This window comes from Cryobacterium sp. M96 (assembly GCF_002929845.1).
Taxonomy (GTDB): Bacteria; Actinomycetota; Actinomycetes; order Actinomycetales; family Microbacteriaceae; genus Cryobacterium; species Cryobacterium sandaracinum.
This window is the reverse complement of sequence record NZ_PJJS01000050.1, coordinates 76,879-102,074: the sequence shown is the minus strand read 5'-3', so window position 1 is coordinate 102,074 and position 25,196 is coordinate 76,879. Positions and strand designations below refer to the sequence as shown.

23 protein-coding genes are annotated in these 25,196 nt (G+C 67.9%); 13 read left to right on the top strand and 10 right to left on the bottom strand.

Going from position 1 to position 25,196, the window contains the following annotated elements; translation table 11 throughout:
- Window positions 1-44 precede the first annotated feature (44 nt).
- The 6 genes from CXY79_RS10715 to CXY79_RS10690 are packed head-to-tail and all read left to right on the top strand — an operon-like array spanning window position 45 to window position 7,257.
- Window positions 45-524 (top strand): NADH-quinone oxidoreductase subunit B family protein, encoded by a 480-nt coding sequence (locus CXY79_RS10715; protein ID WP_198411414.1) that lies wholly within the window; start codon window positions 45-47, stop codon window positions 522-524.
- Entirely contained in the window at window positions 521-2,539 is a 2,019-nt protein-coding gene (locus CXY79_RS10710; RefSeq protein WP_104101119.1) for a proton-conducting transporter membrane subunit, read from the top strand. The genes CXY79_RS10715 and CXY79_RS10710 overlap by 4 nt, the downstream gene beginning before the upstream one ends.
- The gene (locus CXY79_RS10705; protein WP_104101118.1) at window positions 2,536-3,486 is read left to right on the top strand and encodes a respiratory chain complex I subunit 1 family protein; all 951 of its coding nucleotides are present in this window, start codon (window positions 2,536-2,538) and stop codon (window positions 3,484-3,486) included. Before CXY79_RS10710 ends, CXY79_RS10705 begins: the two co-directional genes overlap by 4 nt.
- An 8-nt stretch (window positions 3,487-3,494) precedes the next feature.
- Window positions 3,495-4,151 carry a hypothetical protein gene (locus tag CXY79_RS10700; RefSeq protein WP_104101117.1) on the top strand — a complete coding sequence of 219 codons (657 nt, stop codon included), beginning with the start codon at window positions 3,495-3,497 and terminating at the stop codon, window positions 4,149-4,151.
- Window positions 4,151-5,725, top strand: a complete 1,575-nt coding sequence (locus CXY79_RS10695; RefSeq protein ID WP_104101116.1) for a proton-conducting transporter membrane subunit — start codon at window positions 4,151-4,153, stop codon at window positions 5,723-5,725. Before CXY79_RS10700 ends, CXY79_RS10695 begins: the two co-directional genes overlap by 1 nt.
- Window positions 5,722-7,257 (top strand): NADH-quinone oxidoreductase subunit C, encoded by a 1,536-nt coding sequence (locus CXY79_RS10690; protein ID WP_104101115.1) that lies wholly within the window; start codon window positions 5,722-5,724, stop codon window positions 7,255-7,257. The genes CXY79_RS10695 and CXY79_RS10690 overlap by 4 nt, the downstream gene beginning before the upstream one ends.
- Window positions 7,258-7,323: 66 nt before the next feature.
- Here CXY79_RS10690 and CXY79_RS10685 read toward each other — a convergent pair whose 3' ends face one another.
- The 6 genes from CXY79_RS10685 to CXY79_RS10660 all read right to left on the bottom strand — a co-directional run bounded on the left by CXY79_RS10685 (window position 7,324) and on the right by CXY79_RS10660 (window position 14,705).
- Entirely contained in the window at window positions 7,324-7,659 is a 336-nt protein-coding gene (locus CXY79_RS10685; RefSeq protein ID WP_104101292.1) for a metalloregulator ArsR/SmtB family transcription factor, read from the bottom strand.
- Window positions 7,660-7,875: 216 nt separating this feature from the next.
- A complete protein-coding gene (locus CXY79_RS10680) occupies window positions 7,876-10,149 on the bottom strand; it encodes a polyribonucleotide nucleotidyltransferase (protein ID WP_104101114.1) in 2,274 nt (757 codons plus the stop codon).
- A gap of 257 nt (window positions 10,150-10,406) precedes the next feature.
- Window positions 10,407-11,384 carry a dihydroorotate oxidase electron transfer subunit gene (locus tag CXY79_RS10675; protein WP_104101290.1) on the bottom strand — a complete coding sequence of 326 codons (978 nt, stop codon included), beginning with the start codon at window positions 11,382-11,384 and terminating at the stop codon, window positions 10,407-10,409.
- Window positions 11,384-12,358 carry a dihydroorotate dehydrogenase gene (locus CXY79_RS10670; protein ID WP_104101113.1) on the bottom strand — a complete coding sequence of 325 codons (975 nt, stop codon included), beginning with the start codon at window positions 12,356-12,358 and terminating at the stop codon, window positions 11,384-11,386. Before CXY79_RS10670 ends, CXY79_RS10675 begins: the two co-directional genes overlap by 1 nt.
- A gap of 23 nt (window positions 12,359-12,381) precedes the next feature.
- A complete protein-coding gene (locus CXY79_RS10665; protein ID WP_104101112.1) occupies window positions 12,382-13,488 on the bottom strand; it encodes an LLM class flavin-dependent oxidoreductase in 1,107 nt (368 codons plus the stop codon).
- A 44-nt stretch (window positions 13,489-13,532) separates the two neighbouring features.
- Window positions 13,533-14,705, bottom strand: coding sequence for an ROK family transcriptional regulator (locus tag CXY79_RS10660; RefSeq protein ID WP_233191414.1), 1,173 nt, complete (start codon window positions 14,703-14,705; stop codon window positions 13,533-13,535).
- A gap of 217 nt (window positions 14,706-14,922) precedes the next feature.
- Here CXY79_RS10660 and CXY79_RS10655 point away from each other — a divergent pair, with 217 nt between their 5' ends.
- Genes CXY79_RS10655 through CXY79_RS10640 form a run of 4 tightly spaced genes read left to right on the top strand, consistent with a single transcriptional unit; the run spans window position 14,923 to window position 19,747 of the window.
- Window positions 14,923-16,182 (top strand): ABC transporter substrate-binding protein, encoded by a 1,260-nt coding sequence (locus tag CXY79_RS10655; protein ID WP_233191413.1) that lies wholly within the window; start codon window positions 14,923-14,925, stop codon window positions 16,180-16,182.
- Window positions 16,183-16,185: 3 nt separating this feature from the next.
- Complete coding sequence (locus tag CXY79_RS10650; protein WP_104101109.1) at window positions 16,186-17,121, top strand: carbohydrate ABC transporter permease; 936 nt, start codon at window positions 16,186-16,188, stop codon at window positions 17,119-17,121.
- Window positions 17,121-18,029, top strand: coding sequence for a carbohydrate ABC transporter permease (locus tag CXY79_RS10645; protein WP_104101108.1), 909 nt, complete (start codon window positions 17,121-17,123; stop codon window positions 18,027-18,029). The genes CXY79_RS10650 and CXY79_RS10645 overlap by 1 nt, the downstream gene beginning before the upstream one ends.
- Window positions 18,026-19,747 (top strand): alpha-glucosidase, encoded by a 1,722-nt coding sequence (locus tag CXY79_RS10640; RefSeq protein ID WP_369827973.1) that lies wholly within the window; start codon window positions 18,026-18,028, stop codon window positions 19,745-19,747. Before CXY79_RS10645 ends, CXY79_RS10640 begins: the two co-directional genes overlap by 4 nt.
- Here the strand turns inward: CXY79_RS10640 and CXY79_RS10635 are convergent.
- Entirely contained in the window at window positions 19,735-20,196 is a 462-nt protein-coding gene (locus CXY79_RS10635) for a VanZ family protein (RefSeq protein WP_104101106.1), read from the bottom strand. The genes CXY79_RS10640 and CXY79_RS10635 overlap by 13 nt on opposite strands.
- 65 nt (window positions 20,197-20,261) lie before the next feature.
- The gene (locus CXY79_RS10630; RefSeq protein WP_104101105.1) at window positions 20,262-21,797 is read right to left on the bottom strand and encodes an amino acid permease; all 1,536 of its coding nucleotides are present in this window, start codon (window positions 21,795-21,797) and stop codon (window positions 20,262-20,264) included.
- Between the two features lie 108 nt (window positions 21,798-21,905).
- On the opposite strand from CXY79_RS10630, the gene CXY79_RS10625 reads away from it, so the two are divergent.
- The 3 genes from CXY79_RS10625 to CXY79_RS10615 all read left to right on the top strand — a co-directional run bounded on the left by CXY79_RS10625 (window position 21,906) and on the right by CXY79_RS10615 (window position 23,252).
- Window positions 21,906-22,667: an AzlC family ABC transporter permease gene (locus CXY79_RS10625; RefSeq protein ID WP_104101104.1), complete on the top strand. Its 762-nt coding sequence runs from the start codon at window positions 21,906-21,908 to the stop codon at window positions 22,665-22,667.
- Complete coding sequence (locus CXY79_RS10620) at window positions 22,664-22,975, top strand: AzlD domain-containing protein (protein ID WP_104101103.1); 312 nt, start codon at window positions 22,664-22,666, stop codon at window positions 22,973-22,975. The genes CXY79_RS10625 and CXY79_RS10620 overlap by 4 nt, the downstream gene beginning before the upstream one ends.
- Before the next feature lie 88 nt (window positions 22,976-23,063).
- Window positions 23,064-23,252, top strand: a complete 189-nt coding sequence (locus CXY79_RS10615; protein WP_104101102.1) for a DUF1508 domain-containing protein — start codon at window positions 23,064-23,066, stop codon at window positions 23,250-23,252.
- Between the two features lie 290 nt (window positions 23,253-23,542).
- Here the strand turns inward: CXY79_RS10615 and CXY79_RS10610 are convergent, their stop codons facing one another.
- Window positions 23,543-24,631: an LLM class flavin-dependent oxidoreductase gene (locus CXY79_RS10610; RefSeq protein ID WP_104101101.1), complete on the bottom strand. Its 1,089-nt coding sequence runs from the start codon at window positions 24,629-24,631 to the stop codon at window positions 23,543-23,545.
- Window positions 24,632-24,756: 125 nt separating this feature from the next.
- Entirely contained in the window at window positions 24,757-25,026 is a 270-nt protein-coding gene (rpsO, locus tag CXY79_RS10605; protein WP_104101100.1) for a 30S ribosomal protein S15, read from the bottom strand.
- Window positions 25,027-25,196 lie beyond the last annotated feature (170 nt).

The window sequence follows — 25,196 nt, the reverse complement described above, 5'->3', positions numbered from 1 at the left end:
AAAGAAGTAATGATGTATCGTGCCACACGGAGCCTGAGTTGAGCGTGAAACGACTCCTGAACCTCATCCGAACCAGTGGCCGCATCGCCGAAGCGGCCCCACCGGCCCCGGCCCTGTTCCCCGGCGCCGAGGTCTTCGGCGGCAGCGTGCAGGTGCGCTTCATCAACGCCGGCAGCTGCAACGACTGCGCGATGGAGGTGCAGAGCGCGTTCGGCCCGGTCTACGACGTCGAACGCTACGGCATCCGTCTGGTCGCGTCGCCGCGTCACGCCGACGTGCTCGTGATCACGGGTGCCGTGACCCGCAACCTGATCGAGCCGATGCGCCGCACCATTGACGCCACGCCGACCCCCCGCTTCGTGATCGCGGTCGGCGACTGCGCCATCACCGGCGGCGTCTTCGCCGAGGGTTACGGCGTGGCCGGGCCGGTGTCGGACTTCGTGCACGTCGACCTGTCCGTGCCGGGCAACCCGCCCGAGCCGGCCGTCATCGTCGAAGCACTGCGCCGGATGACCGGTCGATGACCGCCCTCGAAGCCGGCCTGCTCGGCCAGACCCTGCTGCTCGTGGTCGCCATCGCCGCGGCCCTGCTCACACCCACCTCATGGCGCTCGCGGGTCAGCGGATTTTTCTGCACCCTGCTCGCCGTGGCCGGCGTCGTCACCGGTGCGATCGCGCTCTCCGGCGGCACCGGGTCGCTGAGCATCCCCACCGCCCTGCCGATGGACCCGCTCGTGCTCTCCCCCGACCGCCTCGGCGGACTGGTCATGGTGGTCGTCTCCGTCGTCGGCGTGCTCGCCTCCCTGTTCGGGATCGGCTCGGCCCGCGTGGCCTCGGCCTCGCGCACCTCGTGGCTGTCGATGGCCGTGTTCCTCTCCGGCATGCAGCTCGTGCCGGCCGCAACCGACGTGGTGTCGTTCCTGCTGTTCTTAGAGATCATGACGCTCGGCTCCACGGCGCTCCTGCTGGCCCATCACGCCACCCGCGGCACGGTCGCCTCCGCCCTGGTCTGGTACTCGGCGATGTCGCAGCTGAGCTTCTTCTTCGTGCTGGCCGGCTTCGCCATGCTCGCCGGCCTGGCCGGCGGCACCGGGTTCGCCGACCTCGCCACCATCGATCCCTTCACCTGGCAGGCGAGCGTGGCCTTCCTGCTGCTGCTGCTCGGCTTCGGCGGCAAGGCTGAGCTCGTGCCCCTGCACGTCTGGGTTCCGCGGGTGCTGCCCGAGGCCCCCGGCCACGTCGCCGCAGCGATGAGCGGCGCGATGGTCAACATCGGCGTCTACGGCGCACTCCTCGTCGTCGTACGGCTGCTGCCGAACGGCCCGGCCTGGTGGGGAGTGCTGATCATGGTGCTCGGCGGGGTGTCCGCGCTCTACGGGATTCTGCAGGCCTCCGTGGCGAGCAACCTCAAGGTGCTGCTGGCCTACTCCACGACCGAGAACATGGGGCTGGTGTTCCTGGGGCTCGGGGCATCCGTTTTGCTGCGCGCCGACAACGCAGCTGCCGCGGCCGACGCGGCCCTTGTCGCCGCCCTGCTGCTGATGCTCAGCCACTCCGCGTTCAAGTCCACCCTGTTCCTCGGGGCCGGCGCCGTGGCCCGCGCGGCCGGCGAGATGAATCTCGACCGGCTCGGCGGCCTCGGCAGCCGGATGCCCTGGACCGCCGCCGCGTTCGGCGGGGCCGCCATGGGCGCCGCGGCCCTGCCCGTCACGAGCGGGTTCGTCGCCGAGTGGATGCTGCTGCAGGCTCTGATCCACGGTTCACGGGTTGACGGGGAGGTCGTCTCCGTCGCGGCATCCGTGGCCATGCCACTCGCGGTCGCCGTGATCGCCCTGACCGCCGGGCTGGCCCTGCTCACCTTCGTCAAGGCCTACGGGATCGCCTTCCTGGCCCGCCCGCGCTCCCGGAAGGCCGCACTGGCCGACGAGGTGCCCGTCATCATGCGCATCCCGCTCGTGGTCGGCGCCCTCCTCGTGGTCGGGCTCGGCCTGCTACCGGGCCCGCTCGCCGTGGCCATCGGCTCGGCCGTGGGCCCGGCGTTCACCCCCGACGTGCGCACCATCGGCCTCGCCGGCCTGGACGCCCGCGGCATCGACGCCGTACTCGACCCCACCACCTTCATCGTTCTGGCCGGCCTGCTGCTCGCGCCCGTGCTGATCACGCTGTTCATTTCCGCCCGGCGCCACCCCACCCGTACCTCGCCGCTCCCCTGGGCCGGCGGCGGGTCACGGCTGCGGCCGCGGATGCAGTACACGGCCACCTCGTATGCCGAGCCGCTGGTGCGCGTCTTCGACGACGTGCTCCGGCCCACCCGTGACGTGGAGGTCACCCACGTGGGTGAATCCCGCTACCTGGTGGAACGCGTCCACGTGGAACAGACCGTGTCCGACGTGGTCGAGACCCGGCTCTACCGCCCGGTGCTGAACCTCATGCAACGGTTCGGCATTCTGGCCCGACGCGCGCAGAACGGCAGTATCCATCGCTACCTGTCCTATTCCTTCGTCGCCCTGCTTTCCGTTCTGATCGTGGTGTCCCTGTGACCGGCGCCGCGGCGATCATCATCGCCCTGGTTCAGCTGGTGCTGTTCGTGTTCCTCGCCCCTCTCCTGATCGGCGTGATCCGCCAGGTGCGGGCCCTTCTCGAAGGCCGGGCCGGTTCCGGCATCTGGCAGCCGTGGCGCGATGTGCGCAAGCTCCTGGCGAAGAACCCGGTGCGCGCCGCCGACAGCAGCTGGATGCTCGCGGCCGGTCCGGTCACCCTCCTGGTCTCCAGCCTGCTGCTCTGCGCACTGCTGCCGCTGGTCGGCACCCTGCCGCTGCCGCTCATCCCCAGCGACCTGTTCGTGATCGTCTCCATCATGCTGGTCGGCGTGGTGGCCCTGGCCCTGGTCGGCCTCGACGCCGGCACCGCGTTCGGCGGAATGGGTTCCAGCCGTCACATGACCGTCGCCGCTCTGGTCGAGCCGACCCTGCTGCTCGCGGTCTACGCGCTCTCCATCCCGGCCGGCACCTCCACCCTCTCGCTGATCGTGGAGACCCGGCTCCTGAATCCGGCCGTGATCATCTCCCCGGTCAGCCTGCTGGCCATGGTCGCCCTGGCCATCGCCATCATGGCCGAGACCAGCCGTCTGCCGGTCGACAACCCGTCGACCCACCTCGAAGTGACCATGCTGCACGAGGCCATGGTGCTCGAGGCCTCCGGCCGCGACCTGGTCTGGCTCGAACTCGGCTCCTGGCTCAAACTGGCCGCCCTGCTCGGCCTGCTCAGCAACCTGATCGTGCCGTGGGGAATCATGACCGACTTCTCGGTGCTCGGCGTGATAGTCGGCGTGGGCGCCGTCACCGTGAAAATCCTGCTGCTGGGCGTTGTGCTCAGCGTGGGTGAGGTCTTCCTGGCCAAGGCGCGGCTGTTCCGCGTGCCCGAGCTGCTGGCGGGGTCGTTCGCCCTCGGCCTGCTGGCTGTCACCGCTTCCTACCTGGTCGCTTAGGAGCATCCGTGTTCACCACCATTTACCCGCAGCTGATCGGTCTCTGCACCGGCACCCTGCTGCTCACCAGCGCCCTGATGGTCTGGCGGCACTCGCTGCTGGCGTCGATCCGGCTGCTCAGCGTGCAGGGCTTCGCGCTGGCCGCACTGGTCGCCGTGATCGGCCTGGAGGAGGGCGAGGTCGAGGTGATCCTCGTCTCGCTGCTCGTGCTGCTGGTCAAGGGTATGGGCCTGCCGTGGGTGCTCGCCCGCGAGACCCACGCCACCACCCGAACGGATGAGGCACCGCGCCTCAACCCGACGGCGGCCCTGCTGACCGTGGCGCTTCTGACCATCCTCAGCTACGTCGTGGCCAGTCGGGTGCTCGCCGGCGACATCAGCATCTCGGCACACGCGGCTCCGATCGGCCTGGCCATGGTTCTGATCGGTTTCCTGCTGCTGGTCACCCGCCGGCAGGCCGGATCACAGCTGATCGGCTTCCTCGTGCTCGACAACGGCATCGCCACCGTCGCGTTCCTGACCTCGGGCGGTGTGCCGCTGTTCCTCGAGCTCGGCATCTCCCTCGACGTGCTGCTGGTCGTCGTCATCCTCTACGTCTTCGCCGGCCGTATGCGCACCAAGTTCGGCAACACCGAGATCGATCAGCTCAGAAAGTTGCACGACTGATGTCATTCGCCCTCTGGACCCCTCTGGCCATTCCGGCCCTCCTCGCCGTACTGAGCCTCGGCGTGCCCTCCCCCGCACTACGCCGGCTCAGCCCCATCGCCTCCAGCGTCGCCGTGCTCATCTCGGGCCTGCTCCTGGTGAGCGTCGTGCTCGCGGACGAAGTTCCCACACTGGGCGGCGGGCTGCTCCGCGCCGACGCGCTCAGCGCCTACATGCTCACCGTGGTCGGCGCCGTCGGGCTTGTCTCCACCTGGGGCGGGCTCGGCCACGCGACGGCCGAGCCCGCGCGGTTCACCGGCTCCTACGACGCCCTGATCTCGATCTTCCTGGCCGCGATGAGCCTCGCGGTGCTCGCCGACAACATCGGCCTGATGTGGGCCGCGGTCGAGGCCACCACCGTCGCCACGGCCTTCCTGGTCGGCCACCACCGCACCCCCCGATCGCTGGAAGCTGCCTGGAAGTACGTCATCCTCGGCTCCGTCGGCGTGGCCATCGCCCTGCTCGGCATCGTGCTCATCTACGCCGCCTCGCGCGGCACGGGCGAGGCAACCCTGTCCTGGCTCGTGCTCAGCCAGGCCGGCCTGCCACTCGACCCCGCGTTGATCCGCGCCGGCGGCGCCCTCGCCGTGCTCGGCTTCGCCACCAAGGCCGGGCTCGCCCCCATGCACAGCTGGCTGCCCGACGCGCACAGCCAGGCGCCCGCGCCCGTCTCCGGGCTCATGTCCGGCGTCCTGCTCGCGGTCGCCCTCTACGCCATCCTGCGCATTCAGACCATCACCGACGCCGTGATCGGGCCGGATTTCCTGCGCATCATGCTCAGCGTCGGCGGGCTGCTCTCCCTCTTCGTGGCGGCAGCGCTTCTGATCCGCCAGCGCGACTTCAAACGGATGCTGGCCTACTCCAGTATCGAGCACATGGGCATGATGGCCGTCGGAGCGGCCATCGGCCCGGCGGCCCTGCCGGCCGTGCTGCTGTACGTGCTCGGCCACGGGCTGACCAAGGCCACCCTGTTCGTGATCTCGGGCCGCATCCTCGAGGTCGAGGGCACTCCGAAGATCGACGACGTGCGCGCCCTGCTCGTGCGGCGGCCGGGGCTGGCCGTGCCCTGGCTGATCGCCATGGCCGCTCTGATCGGGTTCCCGCCGTTCAGCATCTTCTTTTCCGAGGTCGGCATCATCGTGGCCGGCTTTTCCACCGGCCTGGGCGTGGTGGTCGGCATCGCTCTGGTACTGCTGCTCGTCATCTTCGCCAGCCTCACCCGGTTGACGGTGGCCATGACGATCGGGGCGCCTGCGGCCACGGCCGTCCCGGTCGTCCCGGCTGCGGCCGTCCCGGCTGCGGGGGCCGGGGCATCCGTCACCGGAGCCGTCCCGGTCTCCGTTCCGAGCGCATCCGTCACCCTGGCGGACGCCGAGCCGCACCCGGACGACCCCCTCGTGCCGGACCGGTCGGGGCACGGGCCGATGCTGCCGCTCATCCTCGCCCTGGGCACCACCGCGGTGGTGGCCTTCATAGCGGAGCCGGTCGGCACACTCCTGACGCGTGCGGCCGAGGTTCTGGGAGGAATCCAATGACGACCCCGAATCCGGTGCGAGCCGCCACCCCCGAGGTGCGCACGCTCACGCGCGACGAACTCCGGGGCGAAGCCGCCGCCTTGCTGACCGATGGAAACCGGCTCGCTTTGGTCGCGGGCCACGACGACGGCGACCGGCTGCGCGTGGTCTACTCCTTCGTCGCCGTCTTCCCCCGGCGCCAGATCGACCTCGTCGTGCCCGTCCCCTATGACGACGCCTGGATTCCGAGTCTGGCCGACCTCTCGTTCCCGGCCGGCAACTTCGAGCGCGGCACCCGCGACCTGTTCGGCGTGCGGCCGGCGAACCACCCTCAGCCCCACCGGTTGGTGCGCCACGGCCACTGGCCCCGCGGCTGGTACCCGATGCGGAAGGACGCCACGGCCACCCCCGAATTCGAACCCGACGTCGAGTCGTTCCCGTTCGTGGAGGTCGAGGGCCCCGGGGTCTACGAGATCGCCGTCGGCCCCATCCACGCCGGCATCATCGACCCGGGCCACTTCCGCTTCTCCGTGGTCGGCGAGACCATCGTGCGGATGGAAGCCCGCCAGTGGTACATGCACCGCGGCGTCGAGCGGCTCTTCGAGGGTCGTCTGCCTGCGGACGGCATCGATATGGCCGAGCAGATCGCCGGCGACACCGTCATCGGCCACACGCTGGCCTACACGATGGCGATCGAGGCGGCCTCCGGCATCGAGATCTCCGAGCCCGACCGCCTGCTGCGCGCCCTGCTGCTCGAACTCGAACGCCTCTACAACCACGTCTCCGACCTCGGTTCGCTGGCCAACGACGTGGGGTTTGGCGTCGTGAACTCGCACACTCAGCGGCTCCGCGAAACACTACTGCGCATCAACAAGACCGTCACCGGCCACCGCTTCCTGCGCGGGGCGCTGTCGGTGGGCGGGGTACGCGTTCTCGCCCTGCCGGATTCCGCCGCCCTCCGCGGCGTCGCCGCCGACGTTCAGGAGATCATCGCGATCACCCTCGGGCACGCGATCGTGCGGGACCGGTTCACCGGCACGGCCCCGTTGCCCACCAGCCAGGCCGAGGCCATGGGCACGCTGGGCTATGTGGCGCGGGCATCCGGTGTCGACGCCGACGCCCGCCGCGACCATCCCTTCGTCGATCTGGGTGAGCACTTCCACGTAGTCACCGACACCGGCGGCGACGTGCTCAGCCGCTACCGGGTGCGCGCGGGCGAGTTCGAGGTGTCCATTGCGGTGGCGATCGACCTCATCGCCCGGCTGGGCGCGCACCGTGGTGGTGCGGCCGCGGCGTCATCTCCGGTGGCGGCGACGACGGTGGCGGCGACGACGGATGCGGCGAGCGGCCTTGCCCTCGTCGAGGGCTGGCGCGGAACCATCTGCCACCGGGTCGAACTGGGGCCAGACGGTGCCATCACGCGGCTGAAGGTCGTCGACCCGTCCTACTTCAACTGGCCTGCGCTGCCCGTGGCCCTGTCCGAGACGATCGTGCCGGACTTCCCCCTCGTGAACAAGAGCTTCAACCAGTCCTACGCCGGCAACGACCTCTAGCGGCGCGTCCGCTATAGCCCGGTGTCGAACCAATTCGTCCGGGACGGAGCAGGGCTAGGGCTCGGGCTACTGCGTGTCCTGCTCGATGGTGCGGAGCAGGGCGTGGGAGTCTTCAAGGCTGGACACCAACATCCGTTTGGAGATGGCCAGGAGCTCGGCGACACCCGGGTCCCGCAGACCGTAAAAGATGGTGTTGCCCTCTCGTCGGGTGGCGACAACGCCGGCGCGGCGCAGGACCCCCAGCTGCTGGGACAGGTTCGACAGTTCCGCCCCGAGCACCTCGGCCAGGCTGCCGACGGAGCGTTCCCCGCCGGCCAACTGCTCCAGAACCTGCACCCGCAACGGATGCCCGAGAGCCTTGAAGAGGTCAGACTTCAATTGGGCCATGGGTAGTCCGGTCATCGACACAGTCTGATCATATCGCTAACCTGTAATACTTTCAAATAGGTGCTGGTCTTGAGCCGCGGGGAACGGGATCGGCCGCCGGATCGGGAACACGCGCGACATCGGGCGGGCACTCGACCACCGCGGGATGCAAAAAGCCCGCCCTGCCGGAGCAGGACGGGCTTTCCGTCTAGCCGACTAACCTGGCGAGAGGTTGTCGGTAGATCTAGCGGACTACGCCTCGGTCGGAACCGGTGCGTCCTCGGTGCCGGCCTTAGCCGACTCATCGAGGACCGGGGCGAGCGAGAGCTTGCCACGGTCGTCAATCTTGGTGATCTCCACGAGGACCTTCTGGCCCACGCCGAGCACGTCTTCGACGTTCTCAACCCGCTTGCCACCGGCGAGCTTGCGCACCTCACTGATGTGCAGCAGGCCGTCCTTGCCGGGGAGCAGGGAGACGAATGCGCCGAACGCGGCGATCTTGACGACGGTTCCGAGGAACTGCTCGCCGATCTCCGGGTTGGTCGGGTTCGCGACGGCGTTGACCATGGCGCGAGCGGCCTCGGCCGACGGTCCGTCAACGGCGCCGATGTACACCGTGCCGTCTTCCTCGATGGAGATGTCGGCACCGGTTTGGTCCTGGATCGAGTTGATCATCTTGCCCTTCGGGCCGATCAGCTCGCCGATCTTGTCGACCGGGATCTGGACGCTGATCACGCGGGGCGCGGTCGGTGCCATCTCGTCGGGACGGTCGATGGCGGCGTTCAGCACGGCCAGGATGGTCGCGCGAGCGTCCTTGGCCTGGGTGAGCGCGCCGGCGAGGACGGATGCCGGGATGCCGTCGAGCTTCGTGTCGAGCTGGATCGCGGTGACGAACTCGCTCGTGCCGGCGACCTTGAAGTCCATGTCGCCGAGGGCATCTTCGGCGCCGAGGATGTCGGTGAGAGCCGCATAGCGGGTCTTGCCGTCAACGGTGTCGGAGATGAGGCCCATGGCGATGCCGGCGACAGGTGCGCGCAGCGGCACACCGGCGTTGAGCAGTGACAGGGTCGAGGCACAGACGGAACCCATCGAGGTGGATCCGTTGGAGCTGAGCGCCTCGGAGACCTGACGGATGGCGTAGGGGAATTCCTCACGCGTCGGCAGCACGGGGACCAGGGCACGCTCAGCGAGCGCTCCGTGGCCGATCTCGCGGCGCTTCGGCGTTCCGACGCGGCCGGTTTCACCGGTCGAGTAGGGCGGGAAATTGTAGTTGTGCATATAGCGCTTCTTGGTGACCGGGCTCAAGGAGTCGATCGTCTGCTCGAGCTTGAGCATGTTCAGCGTGGTGACACCCAGAATCTGGGTCTCGCCGCGCTGGAAGATCGCGGAACCGTGCACGCGCGGGATGATGGCAACCTCGGCGTCGAGCGGGCGGATATCCGCGAGCCCACGGCCGTCGATGCGGATGCCCTCGTTGAGGACGCGCGAGCGCACGACGAGCTTGGTGACCGACTTGTACGCGGCGGAAACCTGGTTGTTCGCGCTGGCGTCGAGTTCGCCGGCGGCGACCTTGGCCGCGATGGTCTCCTTGACGGATGCCTTGAGCGCGTCATCCGCATTCTGGCGCTCGATCTTGTCGGCGATCTGATAGACGGCCTTCAACTGGTCGTACGCGAGAGCGGCGACGGCGTCGTAGGTGGCCGGCTGGTAGGACGGGAACACCGGGTAGGCGCCGGTCGGCTTGGCGGCCGAGGCGGCAACCTTCTGCTGCGCCTCGATGAGCTGCTTGATGAAGGGCTTCGAGGCTTCGATGCCCTCGGCGATGACCTCTTCGTTCGGCTTGATGGCGCCGCCCTTGATGAGATCCCAGGCGTTGTCGGTGGCTTCGGCCTCGATCATCATGATCGCGACGTCCTGCGCGCCGTTGGCGTCGGTCACCACGCGACCGGCGACGACCATGCTGAACACGGCGTCGACGATCTGCGAGTGCTTCGGGAAGGCAACCCACTGGCCGGAGCCGTTCTCGTCGGGGATGAGGGCGACGCGAACGCCACCGATCGGGCCCGAGAAGGGGAGGCCGGCGAGCTGGGTCGACATCGAGGCCGCGTTGATCGCGAGCACGTCGTAGTACTCATCCGGCGCGATGGCCAGAACGGTGACGACAACCTGGATCTCGTTGCGGAGTCCGTCGACGAAGGACGGGCGCAGCGGCCGGTCGATCAGACGGCAGGTGAGGATGGCCTCGGTCGACGGGCGACCTTCGCGACGGAAGAAGCTGCCCGGGATGCGTCCGGCAGCGTACATGCGCTCTTCGACGTCAATGGTAAGGGGGAAGAAGTCGAAGTTCTCCTTCGGCTGCTTGCTGGCGCTCGTGGCGGAGAGAAGCATGGTCTCTTCGTCGATGTAGGCGGCGGCAGAGCCCTGCGCCTGCTGGGCGAGACGCCCGGTTTCGAAACGGATGGTGCGTGTGCCGTACTTGCCGTTATCGATAACGGTTTCGGCGAACGTGATTTCTGGACCCTCCATATGGGGGTTCTCTCCTTTGGTTTTTGCTTCTCGCCATTCTGGCGATGAAGACTCGGTTGCCCGTATGGCGCGCGAGCTGGACGCGGAGAAGAAGGGTGCGAGAGCTGGCCACCAGTAGAAATTCACCAACTGCGGATGTTGCCGGCAAGTTGGGAAACCACCACCGAGGACCAGCGCGCTGCCGGTCTGCTCCGTACTGAGCGTGATTCTGCGTGGCCAATCCAAGGATTAACCTCCTCAAGCCTAACAGAAGACGTTCAGCCTGCTGGTTTCTCGCGCCCGGCCGCGGCCCGGTCCGGCAGCACGGCGTCGAACACCGGGCCGTCGACGCAGACCAGCGGCCCCTCGACGGCGGGATCCGTGGCGACGGGCGCGGCGCATCCGTGGCAGTAGCCGAGGCCGCAGGCCATGTGAGCCTCCAGCGAGACCTGCACCGGCGCGCCCCACTCGGCGCCGAGATCGGCGGCGAGGCGGGCGAGAACTCCGGCGCCGCAGGCCAGGATGACGTCGGGCGGGGCCCAGGCGAAAAGCCCGCGCAGCCGTTCGCCGAGCGCCGGCAGCGCGCTCGAGCCGTCGTCGTCGGTGACGGGGATGACCGTGGCGCCCAGCTCGGCGCAGTCGGCCAGGCCGATCAGATTGGCCGGCGACCTCCCGCTGAGCACGACCGTGGCGGCGATGCCGAGCCGGGCGGCGTCTTCGACCGAGCCCATGATGGCGCAGACGCCGACACCGCGGCCGATCATCAGGGCCGTGCGGGGCGCCTCTGGACCAGTCTCAGTCGGGAGGGCGGCATCCGGGAACTCGAAGCCGCGGCCCAGCGGGCCGGTGACCAGGAGGCTCTCGCCCACGAGTACGTCGGTGAGCGCGGTGGTGCCGCGGCCGGCCGAGCCGTAGATGACCTCCACGGTGCCCTGGTCGGGGTGGCGGCGGTGGATGGCCATCGGGCGTGGGAGCAGGATGCGCTCCCCGCCTGTGGGGGGCACGGTGATCATCAGGAACTGTCCGGCGAGGGCGGTCGTCGCAATGGTGTCGGTGGCCAGTACGAGCCGGCGGTACCGCTCTCCCACGACCTCGTGCACGAGAACGCGGGCGTCGTCCCAGACCGGGTCGGGCCGAGGCACCCGCTCGGGCGGTCGCACCGCGATGAGGCCGTCCAGCGCGGCCTCGTCGGCCGCGGCGAACGCCTGCTGGCGGCGCAGGGCGGCGAGGTCCCCGAGGGCGGTCGTAACGGTCATCAGGCCCTCCACAATTCGATCAGTTCGGTGATGTCGGCCGCGGCGACGCCCTCGCAGCGCTCCTGCAGGGCGCGAACGATTTCGACCATGGCGAACGGGCGACCGAAGCTGGCCGTGCCGACCTGCACGGCGTGGGCGCCGACCGAGAAGTAGTCGAGGGCGTCGTCGGCGGTTTCGATCCCGCCGCAGGCGATCACCGGGATGTCGACCGCTCGGGAGGCCAACCAGACCAACCGCAGCACGACCGGGCGGATATTCGGGCCGGACAGACCGCCGATCACGTTGCCGAGAATGGGGCTCCGCGTAGCGGCCGTGAGCGGCAGCGCCGGGATCGAGTTGGCCACGCAGACGGCGTCGGCGCCGGCCGCCTCAGCGGCCTGGGCACAGTCCGCGATCGAAGAGACGAGCACCGGCAGCTTGACGATCAGGGGCTTGTCGGTCTCCAGGCGCACAGCATGCACGACCTTCCCGATGGCGTCGGGATCGGAGCCGATGTCGGTGCCGTGGCGGTCGAGGTTCGGACAGGACACGTTGAGCTCGTAGGCGTCGCCCGCGCCCCGCAGGCCCCGCACGACGGGGGCGTACTCGCCCGAACGGTGGCCGCCGACGCTGACGATCACGGGCACGCCGAGCGCCAGGTAGAGCGGGTGTTGCGACGCCAGGTAGCCGGCGGCCCCGCGGCTCGGGATGCCGACACTGTTGACCATCCCGGCCCGGAGCTCGGTCAGCCTGTGCGCGGCGTTGCCGCCGCGCGGGGTGCCGAACACGGTCTTGGTGACCACGGCGCCAAGCTCGGCGACCGGGATCAAGCGTCCGAGCGAAGGCCCGAAGCAGCCCGAGGCCGGCATGACCGGGTTGGCGAGGGTGAGGCTGCCGATTCGCACGGAGAGGTCGACCGCCACGGAGGCGGCGGGACGGGCGTCGAAGAAGGCGCGGCGCGCATCCATTGATGGCTGAGGCGGCGCGATGGTCATGGTGTCTGCTTCCGCGGGAGAGGTCACGGGCGGGCGACGGATGCCGCGAGCAGACTTATCGCGGCGTCGGCCTTCAGCGAGGCGTGCGTGGGTGCGTCGGGAACGTGAGCGGGCCGGTTCACGGCCAGCTCCGTGCGGAGCACGGGCACCACCTCGCCGCCGAGGATGTCGAGCTGATCGAGCACGGTTTTCAACGGCAGTCCGGCGTGGTCGATCAGGAAGAGCTGACGCTGGTAGTCGCCGAAGTAGTCGCGCATGCCGGCGTAGCGGTCGATGATCTGCTGCGGGCTGCCGACGGTCAGCGGCGTCTGCTCGGTGAACTCCTCGAGGCTCGGGCCGTGGCCGTAGACCGGGGCGTTGTCGAAGTAGGGCCGGAATTCATCGACGGCGTCCTGCGAGTTCGTGCGCATGAAGACCTGCCCGCCGAGGCCCACGATGGCCTGGTCGGCTCGACCGTGGCCGTAGTGCTCGAACCGGGCCCGGTAGAGCCCGATCAGCTTGAGGTAGTGCTCCCTGGGCCAAAAGATGTTGTTGGCGAAGAAGCCGTCACCGTAGAACGCGGCCTGCTCGGCGATCTCCGGGCTGCGGATGCTGGCGTGCCAGACGAACGGCGGCACCCCGTCGAGCGGGCGCGGCGTCGACTGGAACCCCTGCAGCGGGGTGCGGAACTGGCCCTCCCAGTCCACGACGTCCTCGCGCCACAACCGGCGCAGCAGCGCGTAGTTTTCCAGCGCCAGCGGGATGCCCTGGCGCACGTCCTGGCCGAACCACGGGTAGACCGGGCCGGTGTTGCCGCGACCGAGCATCAGGTCGACCCGCCCACCGGAGAGGTGCTGGAGCATGGCGAAGTCTTCGGCGATCTTGACCGGGTCGTTCGTCGTGATCAATGTCGTGGCCGTGGAGAGGATGATGCGCTCGGTCTTCGCGGCGATGTAGCCGAGCAGCGTCGTCGGCGACGAGGGCACGAAGGGCGGGTTGTGGTGCTCACCGGCGGCGAAGACGTCGAGGCCGACCTCTTCGGCCTTCTCGGCGATGGCGACCATGGCCGTGATGCGCTCGTGCTCGGTGGGGGTGTGGCCCGTCGTGGGGTTGACCGTGAGGTCACCGACGGTGAAGATCCCGAATTGCATGTGCAGCCTCCCACTCGCGCGGCGCGCAGCGCGCATGGACGATTCTATTCGCTGGCGGCAGCGGCCAATCGGCCGAGCGAGCGCTGGATGGCAACAGCCGCGGCCCCGCGGGCCCAGGAGGAGACCCCGCTGTCGTCAACGACGATTGTCAGCGGTGTCGCATCCGGGTCGCGGTCGGCTCGGGCAGCGGCGATGACCTCCTCGGATGCCAGCGCCCACAGTGGCATCCCCTCGCCGGAGAGCACGATCGTGTCGAGCATCCCGATATTGGCGATCACCGCGATCAATCGGCCCAGTCCGCGACCGGTGGCGGTGACGACGGATGCCGCAGCCCGGTTCCCCTCCACCGCGAGCCGGAGCACCTCGTCGTAGTCGACCTCCCGGCCGAGGGCCACGCTGACCTGGGCAGAAACACTCTGGCTCGTGAGCATTGCCTGCGAGCAGCCGCGGTGTCCTTCCGGGCAGAGCGGCCCGTTCGGGTCGAGCGGGATGTGCCCACCGAGGCCCAGGCCGCTGTCGGCCGTCACGATCACCTGGTCGTTGACGACCAGTCCGTAGCCGACGCCGACGCCGATGGTCAGAACCGCGAAGGTCGGGACACCCCGGACCGCTCCGAACCACTGCTCGGCGGAGGTGAGCGCGACGACATCGTTCTCGATCGTGACCGGAATTCCGAGCAGTCGCTCGAGCCGCGTGGCCAGGTCCACGTCGTGCCAGCCCAGGAACGGCGCCCGGGTCACGACCCGGGCGCCGGTGACATGCCCACCCACGCAGACGCCGAGCGCCGACAGCCCATCCGGGCCGCCGAGCTCGCGCACGACCTCGTCGATTCGGGCCACAACGTGCTCGACAGTGTGATCGGCGAGCACCCGCCGGGCCGAGCCCACCTCGTTGGCCCGCAGGTCGGTGAGCACCGCGAAGACGTCGTCGCCGGTGAGTTTCACCCCGACGAACCGACTGGCATCCACCCGGACGTCCAAGGGCCGGGCCGGGCGCCCGACGGTTCCGTCGCGGTCTTCGCTGCCCTCGACGAACAGGCCACAATCGAGGAACGGCTTGCTCAACCGCGTCAGGCTGGCCGGTGACAGTCCCAGGCGACGGCCGAGGTCGCTGCGGGAGATCGGGCCGTGGATGAGCACGGCTCGCGCGAGTTCCCGGGAGGTCTCGCTCACTGTCGACGCCGCATCCGTGGTCATATCCGCCCCCTGAGGTGCCATTTATTCCATAGTGGCATGAATACTCTGGCCCGAGCGGACTTTTCATCTCGCGAGAGCGGCAAATTTCCCGAATTGACGTCCTATTCTTTTTGCCGTAGAAAGATTCATGCAGCGACATGACGGCCTAAGGAGCCCCGCAATGACGGATACGACGACGTACCAGACACCCGCCCGGCGACGCCACCGGTCGAGGAGGTTGCGGACGCTCCGGCGACCCGTGGCACTCCTCCTGGCCGGTACGCTCGGGATCGGCGCCCTCAGCGGCTGCGCCCCGGGTCAGAACGACGTCGTCACCCTCGATTTCTTCCAGTTCAAGTCCGAGGCCATCGCGGACTTCGACGGCATCATCGCCGATTTTGAGGCAGAGAACCCCGGCATCCGGGTAACCCAGAACGCCGTCCCCGATGCGGACACCGCCATCCGCACCCTACTGGTCAAGAACAAGGTGCCCGATGTGATCAGTCTGAACGGATCGGGGAACTTCGGCCAGCTGGCGCGGGCCGGTGTCTTCCACGACTTCAGTGGCGACCCCGTTCTCGACCGGATCAACCCGGCCGTTCAGGACATCGTCGGGGCCCTCGGCTCCTACCAGAACGAGGTGAATGCCCTCGGCTTCGCGAACAACGGCAACGGCGTTCTCTACAACCGTGACATCTTCGCCGCGCAGGGCATGGAGATTCCCACCACCTGGGACGAGTTGATCGCCGCCTGCGACACGCTCCAGGCGGCCGGTATCGCCCCGTTCTACGGCACCGCGGCCGACGCATGGACAGTGCAATCCTCCCTGAACGGTATCGGCGCCCAACTCGGCGGCGACGATTTCTTCCCCGATCTCCGCGCGGAGGGTGAGGAGGTGGGTCCCGACTCGGCCGTCTCGTTCGCGAAGAACTACGACGAGACGTTCGAGAAGCTGCAGACGCTGTATTCCTACGCGCAGGACGGCTACCTCGGCCGCACGTACGAAGACGGCAACCTGGCTTTCGCGAACGGCGAATCGGCCATGCTGATGCAGGGGATCTGGGCCCTCAGCCCGATCCTGGCCAACAACCCCGACATCAGCGTCGGCGGTTTCCCCTACCCTGTGACGGATGACCCGGCCGACATCGAGCTCGTCTCCGGTGTCGACGTGGCCATTGCCATCGGCCGCGACACACCGCGCCTCGCCGAAGCCCGACTTTTCGTGGACTTCCTCTTTCAGGAGGAGGTGCAGAACTCCTTCGCAGCCTCACAGAACACGTTCTCGACGGCCCGGGACGCAGCCGAGAACACCAACCCGGCCCTGGCGGAACTGCAACCGTACTTCCAGGCCGGCCGGATCACCGGTTTCGTCGATCACCAGATCCCGGCGAGCATCCCGCTCGGGCCCATCGTGCAGCAGTTCCTGACCGACCAGAACAGCGCGAAAGCGCTGGCGACCCTCGACAACGAATGGCGCAAGGTCGCGTCACGCACCACCTCGACACGAAGCGGAGACTAACTGATGCTTACTTCCGTCCTGACCCGGCCCCGGCCGGAGCAGACGCCCCGAGCGTCGCGGCCGAGCGCGGCGCGGCGACGCGTCGGCGCCACCCCGCGCGCCTTCTACTGGATGGTCGTCCCCGCGGTCGCCGTCTTCGCGCTGCTGCACACCGTCCCGGTACTCATCGGCATCTTCTTCTCCTTCACCAACTACGCAGGCTTCGGCTCATGGGACTTCGTCGGATTCGGCAACTTCATCGCCCTGTTCCAGGACGACCGGGTACTGACGGCCTATGGCTTCACCTTCGGCTTCGCCATCGTCGCCACCATCCTCACCAACGTGATCTCGCTGGCCATCGCGGTCGGACTCAACGCGAAGATCGCGTTCCAGTCCACCTTTCGCGGCATCTTCTTCATCCCCTACGTGCTGGCGATCCTTGTCGTCGGGTACGTCTTCCAGTATTTCTTCGCCAATTCGCTCCCCCGGATCCTGTCGAACGTCCCGGTGTTCCGTGACAACATCCTCACCAACCCGGACTGGGCGTGGACGGCCATCGTCGCCCTCGCGGTCTGGCAGGCCTGCGCGTTCGCGATCATCCTCTACCTGGCCGGTTTGCAGACGATCCCTCAAGAGCTCTACGAGGCATCCGCCATCGACGGGGCCACGCCGGGACGGCAATTCCGGTCGATCACGTTCCCCATGATCAGCGCCTTTTTCACCATCAACATGGTGCTGAGCCTGAAGGGGTTCCTGCAGACCTTCGACCACATCGTCGCCCTCACCGCCGGCGGGCCGGGCACCTCGACCGAATCGATCACCCTGCTCATCTTCCGGGGCGGTTTCCAAGGCGGCGAGTTCGCCTACCAGTCCGCCAACGCGGTGCTGTTCGTCATCGTGATCATGCTCGTCTCGTTCCTGCAGTTCCGAGTTCTTCAGCGCACGGAGGCCGACTTCTAATGGCTATCACCATCGACTCCCCCGCCACGGTCGAACCCGCATCCCCCCGGGCGGCCCGTGACTCGCGCGGTGTCCGGCGCATTAAAGACAACCGCACCCGGATCAACTGGTGGGCCACCATGCTGATCGCGGTCTGCGCGATCACCGTGCTGGTGCCGCTCTACTTCGCCGTGATCACCGCGCTGAAGACCCCCGACCAGCTCGGCGGCACCGGGTTCGCGCTCCCCACCAGCGTCCACTGGGAGAACTTCGCCGACGCCTGGACGCTGACCAAATTCCCGCAGGCGCTGATGAACACGGCCCTGATCACCGTCGGCGCCGTCATCCTCACCCTGCTGACAAACTCGCTCGTGGCGTACGCGATCGCCCGCAACCTGCACACGCCGTTCTTCACGGGCGTCTACTTCTACCTGCTGTCCGCCATTTTCATCCCGTTCCCGATCATCATGCTCCCAGTCGTGAAAGAGACGGCCCTGTTCGGTCTGGACAACCAGGTCGGGTTGATCTTGCTCTACGCGGTGTTCGGGCTCTCGCTCAACGTCTTCATTTACGTCGCGTTCATCAAATCGATCCCGATCGAGCTGGAGGAGGCGGCCTACACCGACGGGGCGACCACCTGGCGGGTTTACTGGCAGATCATCTTCCCCTTGTTGACCCCGATGAACGCGACCGTCGGCATCCTCACCTGTGTCTGGGCGTGGAATGACTTCATCCTGCCTCTCGTCGTGCTCTCCGACCCGGCGGCACGCACCCTGCAACTCTCCCAATTCGTGTTCCAGGGCCAGTTCAACACCAACTACTCGGCCGCGTTCGCCTCATACCTGATGGCCATGGCCCCGCTGCTGATTGTGTACATTTTTGCCCAGCGCTGGGTTATCTCCGGCGTGATGAGAGGATCGATCAAATGACGACACCCGCACCAACGTCCGGGATGACCGCCCGCGCGACCACCCCCGCGACCGGCGCCTCCTGGTGGACCAGCGCCGTCGTCTACCAGGTGTATCCGCGCAGCTTCGCGGACTCGGACGGTGACGGGATCGGCGACCTCGGCGGCATCCGTTCGAAGCTCGACTACCTCGCCGAGCTCGGCGTTGACGCGGTCTGGCTCTCTCCGGTCTACCCGTCGCCGCAACATGACAACGGCTACGACATCAGCGACTACCAGGACATCGAACCGGTCTTCGGCAGCCTGGCGGAGTTCGACCTGCTGCTGGTCGAGGCCCACGAGCGCGGCATCAAGATCGTGATGGACCTGGTGGTGAACCACACCAGCGACGAGCACGCCTGGTTCCGGGAATCACGCTCGTCGCTGACGAACCCTAAACGCGACTGGTACTGGTGGCGCAAGCCCCAGGCCGACGGCGGCCCGCCGAACGGCTGGGGCAGCGCCTTCAGCGGCCCGGCCTGGACGCTCGATCCCGCCACCGATGAGTACTACCTGCACCTGTTCGCCAAGCAGCAGCCCGACCTCAACTGGGAGAACCCCGAGGTGCGCCAGGCCGTCTACGCGATGATGAACTGGTGGCTGGACCGCGGCGTCGACGGCTTCCGGATGGACGTGATCAACTTCATCGCCAAGCAGGTCGAGCTGATCGACGGACCGGCCCCGGCCACCGGCGGCGGCTCGCCGATGGGGGCGCAGATCCATGAGTTTCTGCAGGAGATGCACCGCGAGGTCTTCGACGGCCGCGGAGGGCGGCACCTCACCGTCGGCGAGATGCCGGGCGTGAGCACCGACGACGCCCTGCTGTTCACCGACCCGGCCCGGCGCGAGGTTGACATGATCTTCCAGTTCGAGCATGTGGGCCTCGACCAGGGCGAGCACAAGTTCGAGGTGCTGCCTCGCAGCCTGACGGCGCTGAAGAAGAGCCTGTCACGCTGGCAGGAGGGTCTGGCCGAGACCGGCTGGAACAGCCTCTACCTGAACAACCACGACCAGCCCCGATTGGTGTCGCGCTTCGGCAACGACACCTCCTTGCGCTACGAGTCGGCAACTCTGTGGGCCCTGGTGTTGCACCTGCACCGCGGAACGCCCTACATCTACCAGGGCGAGGAGATCGGCATGACCAACGTGCGGTTCGACTCCATCGACGACTACCGTGACCTCGAATCCCTCAATCACTTCCGCGAGGCCGTGGAAGAGTTCGACCTGGACCCCGGCACCGTGCTCGCCGGAGTGCAGACCATGGGCCGCGACAACGCGCGCACGCCCATGCAGTGGGATGCCTCGCCGCAGGCCGGTTTCAGCACCGGCACGCCGTGGCTGGCCGTGAACCCGAACAGCGTCACGGTGAACGTGGCCGCCGACCTTGCGAGCGAGCGGAGTGTGTTCCGCTTCTACCAGCGCCTGATTGCGCTGCGGCATGAGAGCGAGGTGGTCGCCCTCGGCGATTTCACCCTGCTCGAACCCGACCACGACGCGCTCTACACCTTCACTCGCAGCCGGGGTGAGGAGACGCTGCTCGTCGTCGCGAACGCATCCGATGCCCCATTCACCGACCTGCTTCCAATGGACGTCTCCGGCGCCGATCTGATTCTGGCCAACTATCCGGCGACAACGGATGCCGCCGCACCGTCCTCGAATCCGGTGCTGCGCCCCTGGGAGGCGCGCCTCTACCGGCTGTAGGTCGGCGCAACCCGCCTCGACCGGGGCTCCTCACGGCGCACCAGTTTAAACGCTGTAAGGACGAGGCCGACGATGACACCGAGCACGGCGCCGCTCCCGTTCGCGACCAGATCGCGCACATCCGGGACCCGGGTCGGCAGGAACTGCTGCGTGAACTCGATCGAGCCGGTGAGTAGGACGGCCACGACGATCGCCAGCCACCAGAACCGGCGTCCGAGCAGGAGCAGCAGAAACACGCCGATCGGGATGAACATGGCGATGTTGGCCGCGAATTCGACCCGCCCGTAGGTGATCCAGTCGGTGGAGTCGTGCCGATTGAAGAATCGGAGCGCCCGGAGCAGCAGCTCGTTGTTCCCACTGTCGAGCGGCTGCGGCCCGAGCGTCACCCAGCCCACGAACGCCAGATAGGCGAGCGTGACCAGGGACAGGACGGGATGGCGGTGCAGCATGGCTCCATCCTTCCCGATGGATGCTGGGGGTCACCCCAGTGACGGCCCCCGACCGCGAAAGCGCGCTACTTGCCCAGCGCTGCCTTCTCCTCGGCGATGACCTCGTCGCGGAGGGTTTCGTCGAAGACGCGCTTGGCCTCGATACCGACGACGGAGTGACGGCGGCCGTAGAGGAAATACACCGCGATGCCGATCGCGAGCCAGACCGCGAAGCGCACCCAGGTGAGCGTCGTGAGGTTGAGCATCAGCCAGAAGCAGAGCGCGGCCGACAGGATCGGCAGGAAGGGCGAGAAGGGCACCTTGAAGGCCCGGGGCAGGTCGGGGCGCTTCTTGCGCAGCACGACCACGGCGATGCTGACCAGCACGAAGGCCGACAGCGTGCCGATGTTGATCATTTCCTCGAGCACGCCCACATCGGTGAACCCGGCGATCAGGGCGACCGCGGCGCCGGAGATGATCTGCACCCGGGCGGGGGTGCCGCGCTTGGACGAGGTGACACTCAGGCCGCGCGGCAGCAGGCCGTCGCGGCTCATGGCGAAGAGCACGCGGGAGAGGCCGAGGAGCAGCACCATGATCACGGTGGTGAGCCCCACCAGAATGCCGACCGAGATGACCTGGGCAGCCCAGCCGGCGCCGACCGAGACGAACGCCGTCGCGAGTGAGGCATTGGGGTCGTCGGCGAGAACGGTGTACGGCACCATGCCGGTGAGCACGAGGCTGACGCCGAGGTACAGCACCGTGACGATGGCCAGACCGGCGAAGATGCCGCGCGGCAGGGTCGTCTGCGGGTTCTTGACCTCTTCGGCGCTGGTGGCGACCACGTCGAAGCCGATGAACGCGAAGAAGACCAACGAGGCGCCGGCGAGCAGACCGAACAGTCCGTACTGGGCCGGCTGGGCGCCGGTCATGAACGAGAAAAGGGACTGCATCCAGACGTCGCCGTCGCCGCCCGCGGAGGGCACGGCCTCGGGGATGAACGGCGTGTAGTTCTTCGGGTTGATGAAGAAGGCACCCACGACGATCACGAACACCACGATCGCCACCTTGAGAATGGTGAAGATGCTGGCGACGCGCGCCGACAGCTTGGTGCCCAGCACCAGGAGGGTGGTGAAGATTGCGACGATCACGAACGCGCCCCAGCTGACCTGCAGTCCGAAGACCGCGATCGTGGCCGGGACATCCCAGTTCCAGAGTTCGAAGACCTCACTTAGGTAGATGCCCCAATACTTGGCGATCACGGCCGCGGCGGTCAGCATCTCGAGGATCAGGTCCCAGCCGATGATCCAGGCGAGCAGCTCGCCGAGGGTCGCATAGGTGAAGGTGTACGCCGAGCCGGCCACGGGAACCGCCGAGGCGAACTCCGCGTAACACATGATGGCGAGCGCGCAGGTGACCGCGGCGAGGAGGAACGCCAGGGTGACGGATGGCCCGGCGTAGCTGCCGGCCGCCTTCGCACCGACCGAGAAGATCCCGGCACCGACGGCAACCGCGACGCCCATGATCATGAGGTCCCAGGTGCCCAGCGTGCGCTTGAGGCTGTGCCCCTTCTCGAGGGAGTCGGCCATAGAGGCCTCAATGCTCTTGGTGCGCCAGACGCTCATAACTGGGTGCTTCCGTTCCGTTGGGTATCGGTCAATGCTAGGCCCCCGCGGGGCTTCCCCGACCCCGGACCCCGCAGACCCGGGGGCCGCACCCCCTAGCATTGAGCGGTGCCCACCACCCTCCGCCACTCCCCCGGGGCCAGGGTCGGCCTGTCGATCGCGGTGGCCACCGGCCTCTACGGCATCTCGTTCGGCGCCCTGTCGGTGTCGTCGGGGCTCGACATCTGGCAGACCTCGGCGCTGAGTCTGCTCCTGTTCTCCGGGGGCTCCCAGTTCGCGTTCATCGGGGTGATCGCCGGCGGCGGCAGCGGTGCGGCAGCCGCCGGCGCGGCGGCGCTCCTCGGCATCCGTAACGCGGTCTACGGGATGCAGTTGAACGCCCTGCTGCACCCTCGTGGCTGGCGCCGCTTCGCCGCCGCCCAGGTCACCATCGACGAATCGCTTGCCACGAGCACCGGGCAGACCGTGCTCGTCGAGCAGAAGCGGGGGTTCTGGGTCGCCGGTCTCGGCATCTTCGTGTTGTGGAACGTATTCACCCTGATCGGGGCTCTCGCGGGCGACGCCGTGGGCGACCCGAAACAGTGGGGCCTCGACGGCGCGGCGGTCGCGGCGTTCCTCGGGCTGCTCTGGCCGCGGCTGCGGTCGAAGGAGGCCGGGGCGATCGCCGCGGTCTGCGCGCTGGCCACCGTACTGACCGTGCCGCTCGTTTCGCCGGGCGTGCCCATCCTCGTGGCGGCTGTCGTCGCCGGTGCCATCGGCTGGTTCGGTTTTCGGCACGGGCCGGCGGGCGAGGGTCTCGAGCCCGACGTCGACCCCTATCCCGGTCCACCCGATGCACCCGGTTCGACGGATGCGCAGGCTCCCCGATGAGCGTCTGGTTCTGGATCCTCGTGGCCTGCGCGGCGGCGTTCCTCACGAAGCTGCTCGGCTATCTCGTGCCGCAGAAGTGGGTCACCAACGCGCGCATCGCCCGCGTCGCCGGCGTCCTCACGATCGGCCTGCTGACTTCCCTGACGGTCGCGAACACCGTGGCCACCGGCCAGGAGCTCGTCGTCGACGCACGGCTCGGGGCGCTCGTCGTAGCGGCGATTGCGCTCTGGTTCAAGGCCCCGTTCCTGGCGGTGGTCATCGCGGGCGCGGCAGCGGCCGCCGGGCTCCGGCTGCTCGGTCTGGGTTGAGGGTCTCGCGCGCCAACGGGGGCGGTAGGGTTTTTCCAACGGCAATGCGTCCGTCGACGTTTTTCGATGATGAAGAAAAGAGTGTGTGATGTCCGGGAAATATGAGCTCTACGCGGAACGATCCGGCGGATACCAGTTTCGGCTGAAGGCCAACAACGGCGAAGTGATCGCGACCTCCGAAAGCTATCACTCCAAGGCAGAGGCCCTCAAGGGCATCGAGGCACTGAAGGCCCACGTCAAGTCGCACGTGGTCGACATGACGGAACCGGACGCCTGAACGAATCTCGGTTCTGCCGAGTGAGTCACCGTCGGTTGGTCCTGTGGCTCCCGGAGAGTCGAAGCTGACTGCGCCGTGTGGACGCTGGTCATCCGGCGGAGCACCGTGTGCGGCGTCGAACCAATTCGACGGAGATTCTGGCGTAAAACGGCTTTATCGGAGTATTCGGGGCCGATACGGCCACAATCTCCGTCGAATTCGTTCTGGACGGAGTCACTGCACCGCGGCAACCGCCCCCGAACCCCCAGCCCTCGACGCCATCCCGTTCACGGCTGTGAGGGTTCACTCGTCTAGACCGCCGCGAGTTCCTCGGCCGCGAGTTGCTCTCCGGTGAAAAGCTCGGCGGCGAGCAGTTCCAGCGTGCGCGCACGCCCGGGTGAGGTCGCCGCGTCGGCGCCCGTGTGAGCGGAGGCGATCGGCTGCAGCATGACCTCGTCGACCCCGAACTTCGCCGCGAGGGCACGGATGCGCGCGGCCGCGGCGCCGGGCTCGTCGATGATCCAGGCCGCGGCCATCCGTTCGATCATCTGGAGCAGCGCCGGCGCCATCGGTGCGGCGGCGGCCTCTTCGACCGTCGCGAGCGGGCCGAGCGGCAGGCCCGATCTCAGGCGCGCCATCTGCTGCATCTGCGGCAGGGCGAGGGCGAGGGCCTCGACCCGGGTCTCGGCGACCGACACGTTCAGGGTGAGGATGGTGCGGGGGGCGTCGAGGGTCTCGCTGGGGGTGAACCCGCGTCGGTACAGCTCGAGGGCCGCTGTGGTGCCGTCGCCGGCGAAGTGGTTGGCGAACACGTAGGGCATGCCCTGCCGGGCGGCGAGCCGGGCCGAGTAGTCGCTGGAGCCAAGCAGCCAGATTTCGGGCATCCCGGTGGCGGCGGGAGTCGCGTGCAGGGTGTAGTCCTGACCGGAGGTGAGGCTGAGCGAGGCCCCGTCGGGGTGCAGCAGCGCCGCGATGTCGGCGATGTTGCGCGGAAACGCGTCGACCTCGCTCGCTGCTCCGCTCGAGCGCAGCAGTGCGGTGATCATCGGGTCGCTGCCGGGCGCACGGCCCAGCCCGAGGTCAATGCGCCCGGGGAAGGCCGCCTCGAGGATGCCGAACTGCTCGGCGATCACGAGCGGAGAGTGGTTGGGAAGCATGACGCCCCCGGAGCCGACCCGGATGCGTTCGGTCTGCGCCGCGAGGATACCGATCAGCACGGGCGGGTTCGTCGACGCGACCGCCTGCATGTTGTGGTGCTCCGCGACCCAGTATCGGGTGTAGCCGAGCCGGTCCGCGCTCTGGGCGAGGTGCACGGCTGCCGCGATCGCCTCAGCGGAGCTTTGCGAGGTGCGGACGGGGATCAGATCGAGCACGGAGAGGCTTAGCGCGGAGGTAGACATCGGTGGGGGAAACCGCGCCAGGCCCGGAGATATTCCCGGTTCCCCGCTCCGGACACACAAACGGACCGCCACCCGGAAGGTGACGGCCCGCGTGTAAGAAGATCGCGGTGTCTTCGAAAAGTGCCTTAGCGGCGCAGTCCGAGGCTGCCGATCAGTGTGCGGTACCGAGTGATGTCGACATCCGACAGGTAACCGAGCAGACGACGGCGCTGACCAACCATGAGGAGCAGACCACGACGCGAGTGGTGGTCGTGCTTGTGCTCTTTCAGGTGCTCCGTGAGGTCCAGGATGCGCTGCGTGAGCATTGCAATCTGAACTTCGGGGGACCCGGTGTCGCCTGGGTGGGTAGCGTACTTTTCGATGATCGCCTTCTTTGCATTAGCTTCGAGTGCCATAGATGGGATCCCCTTTCTCTCACTGCGCGGTGCCCGGGGCCGAATGCCTGGGCTCTCTTGATCCGCGGCCGTCAAACGGCAACCGTTCGAGTTTAGCAGAGTCCGAGAGGTCGGCTGGAGCAGCAGGAGCAACGGCCAGAAGATGCGGGCTGCGATCTCGGCCGGGGCGC

What these genes read in the sequence shown, in the direction of transcription:
- CXY79_RS10695 (WP_104101116.1), top strand. Translation starts at nt 4,151, where the DNA reads ATGTCATTCGCCCTCTGGACCCCTCTGGCCATTCCGGCCCTCCTCGCC.
- CXY79_RS10640 (WP_369827973.1), top strand. Translation starts at nt 18,026, where the DNA reads ATGACGACACCCGCACCAACGTCCGGGATGACCGCCCGCGCGACCACC.
- CXY79_RS10680 (WP_104101114.1), bottom strand. Translation starts at nt 10,149, where the DNA reads ATGGAGGGTCCAGAAATCACGTTCGCCGAAACCGTTATCGATAACGGC.
- CXY79_RS10685 (WP_104101292.1), bottom strand. Translation starts at nt 7,659, where the DNA reads ATGACCGGACTACCCATGGCCCAATTGAAGTCTGACCTCTTCAAGGCT.
- CXY79_RS10660 (WP_233191414.1), bottom strand. Translation starts at nt 14,705, where the DNA reads ATGGCACCTCAGGGGGCGGATATGACCACGGATGCGGCGTCGACAGTG.
- CXY79_RS10610 (WP_104101101.1), bottom strand. Translation starts at nt 24,631, where the DNA reads ATGTCTACCTCCGCGCTAAGCCTCTCCGTGCTCGATCTGATCCCCGTC.
- CXY79_RS10670 (WP_104101113.1), bottom strand. Translation starts at nt 12,358, where the DNA reads ATGACCATCGCGCCGCCTCAGCCATCAATGGATGCGCGCCGCGCCTTC.
- CXY79_RS10710 (WP_104101119.1), top strand. Translation starts at nt 521, where the DNA reads ATGACCGCCCTCGAAGCCGGCCTGCTCGGCCAGACCCTGCTGCTCGTG.
- CXY79_RS10675 (WP_104101290.1), bottom strand. Translation starts at nt 11,384, where the DNA reads ATGACCGTTACGACCGCCCTCGGGGACCTCGCCGCCCTGCGCCGCCAG.
- CXY79_RS10650 (WP_104101109.1), top strand. Translation starts at nt 16,186, where the DNA reads ATGCTTACTTCCGTCCTGACCCGGCCCCGGCCGGAGCAGACGCCCCGA.
- CXY79_RS10635 (WP_104101106.1), bottom strand. Translation starts at nt 20,196, where the DNA reads ATGCTGCACCGCCATCCCGTCCTGTCCCTGGTCACGCTCGCCTATCTG.
- CXY79_RS10690 (WP_104101115.1), top strand. Translation starts at nt 5,722, where the DNA reads ATGACGACCCCGAATCCGGTGCGAGCCGCCACCCCCGAGGTGCGCACG.
- rpsO (WP_104101100.1), bottom strand. Translation starts at nt 25,026, where the DNA reads ATGGCACTCGAAGCTAATGCAAAGAAGGCGATCATCGAAAAGTACGCT.
- CXY79_RS10620 (WP_104101103.1), top strand. Translation starts at nt 22,664, where the DNA reads ATGAGCGTCTGGTTCTGGATCCTCGTGGCCTGCGCGGCGGCGTTCCTC.
- CXY79_RS10630 (WP_104101105.1), bottom strand. Translation starts at nt 21,797, where the DNA reads ATGAGCGTCTGGCGCACCAAGAGCATTGAGGCCTCTATGGCCGACTCC.
- CXY79_RS10645 (WP_104101108.1), top strand. Translation starts at nt 17,121, where the DNA reads ATGGCTATCACCATCGACTCCCCCGCCACGGTCGAACCCGCATCCCCC.
- CXY79_RS10615 (WP_104101102.1), top strand. Translation starts at nt 23,064, where the DNA reads ATGTCCGGGAAATATGAGCTCTACGCGGAACGATCCGGCGGATACCAG.
- CXY79_RS10665 (WP_104101112.1), bottom strand. Translation starts at nt 13,488, where the DNA reads ATGCAATTCGGGATCTTCACCGTCGGTGACCTCACGGTCAACCCCACG.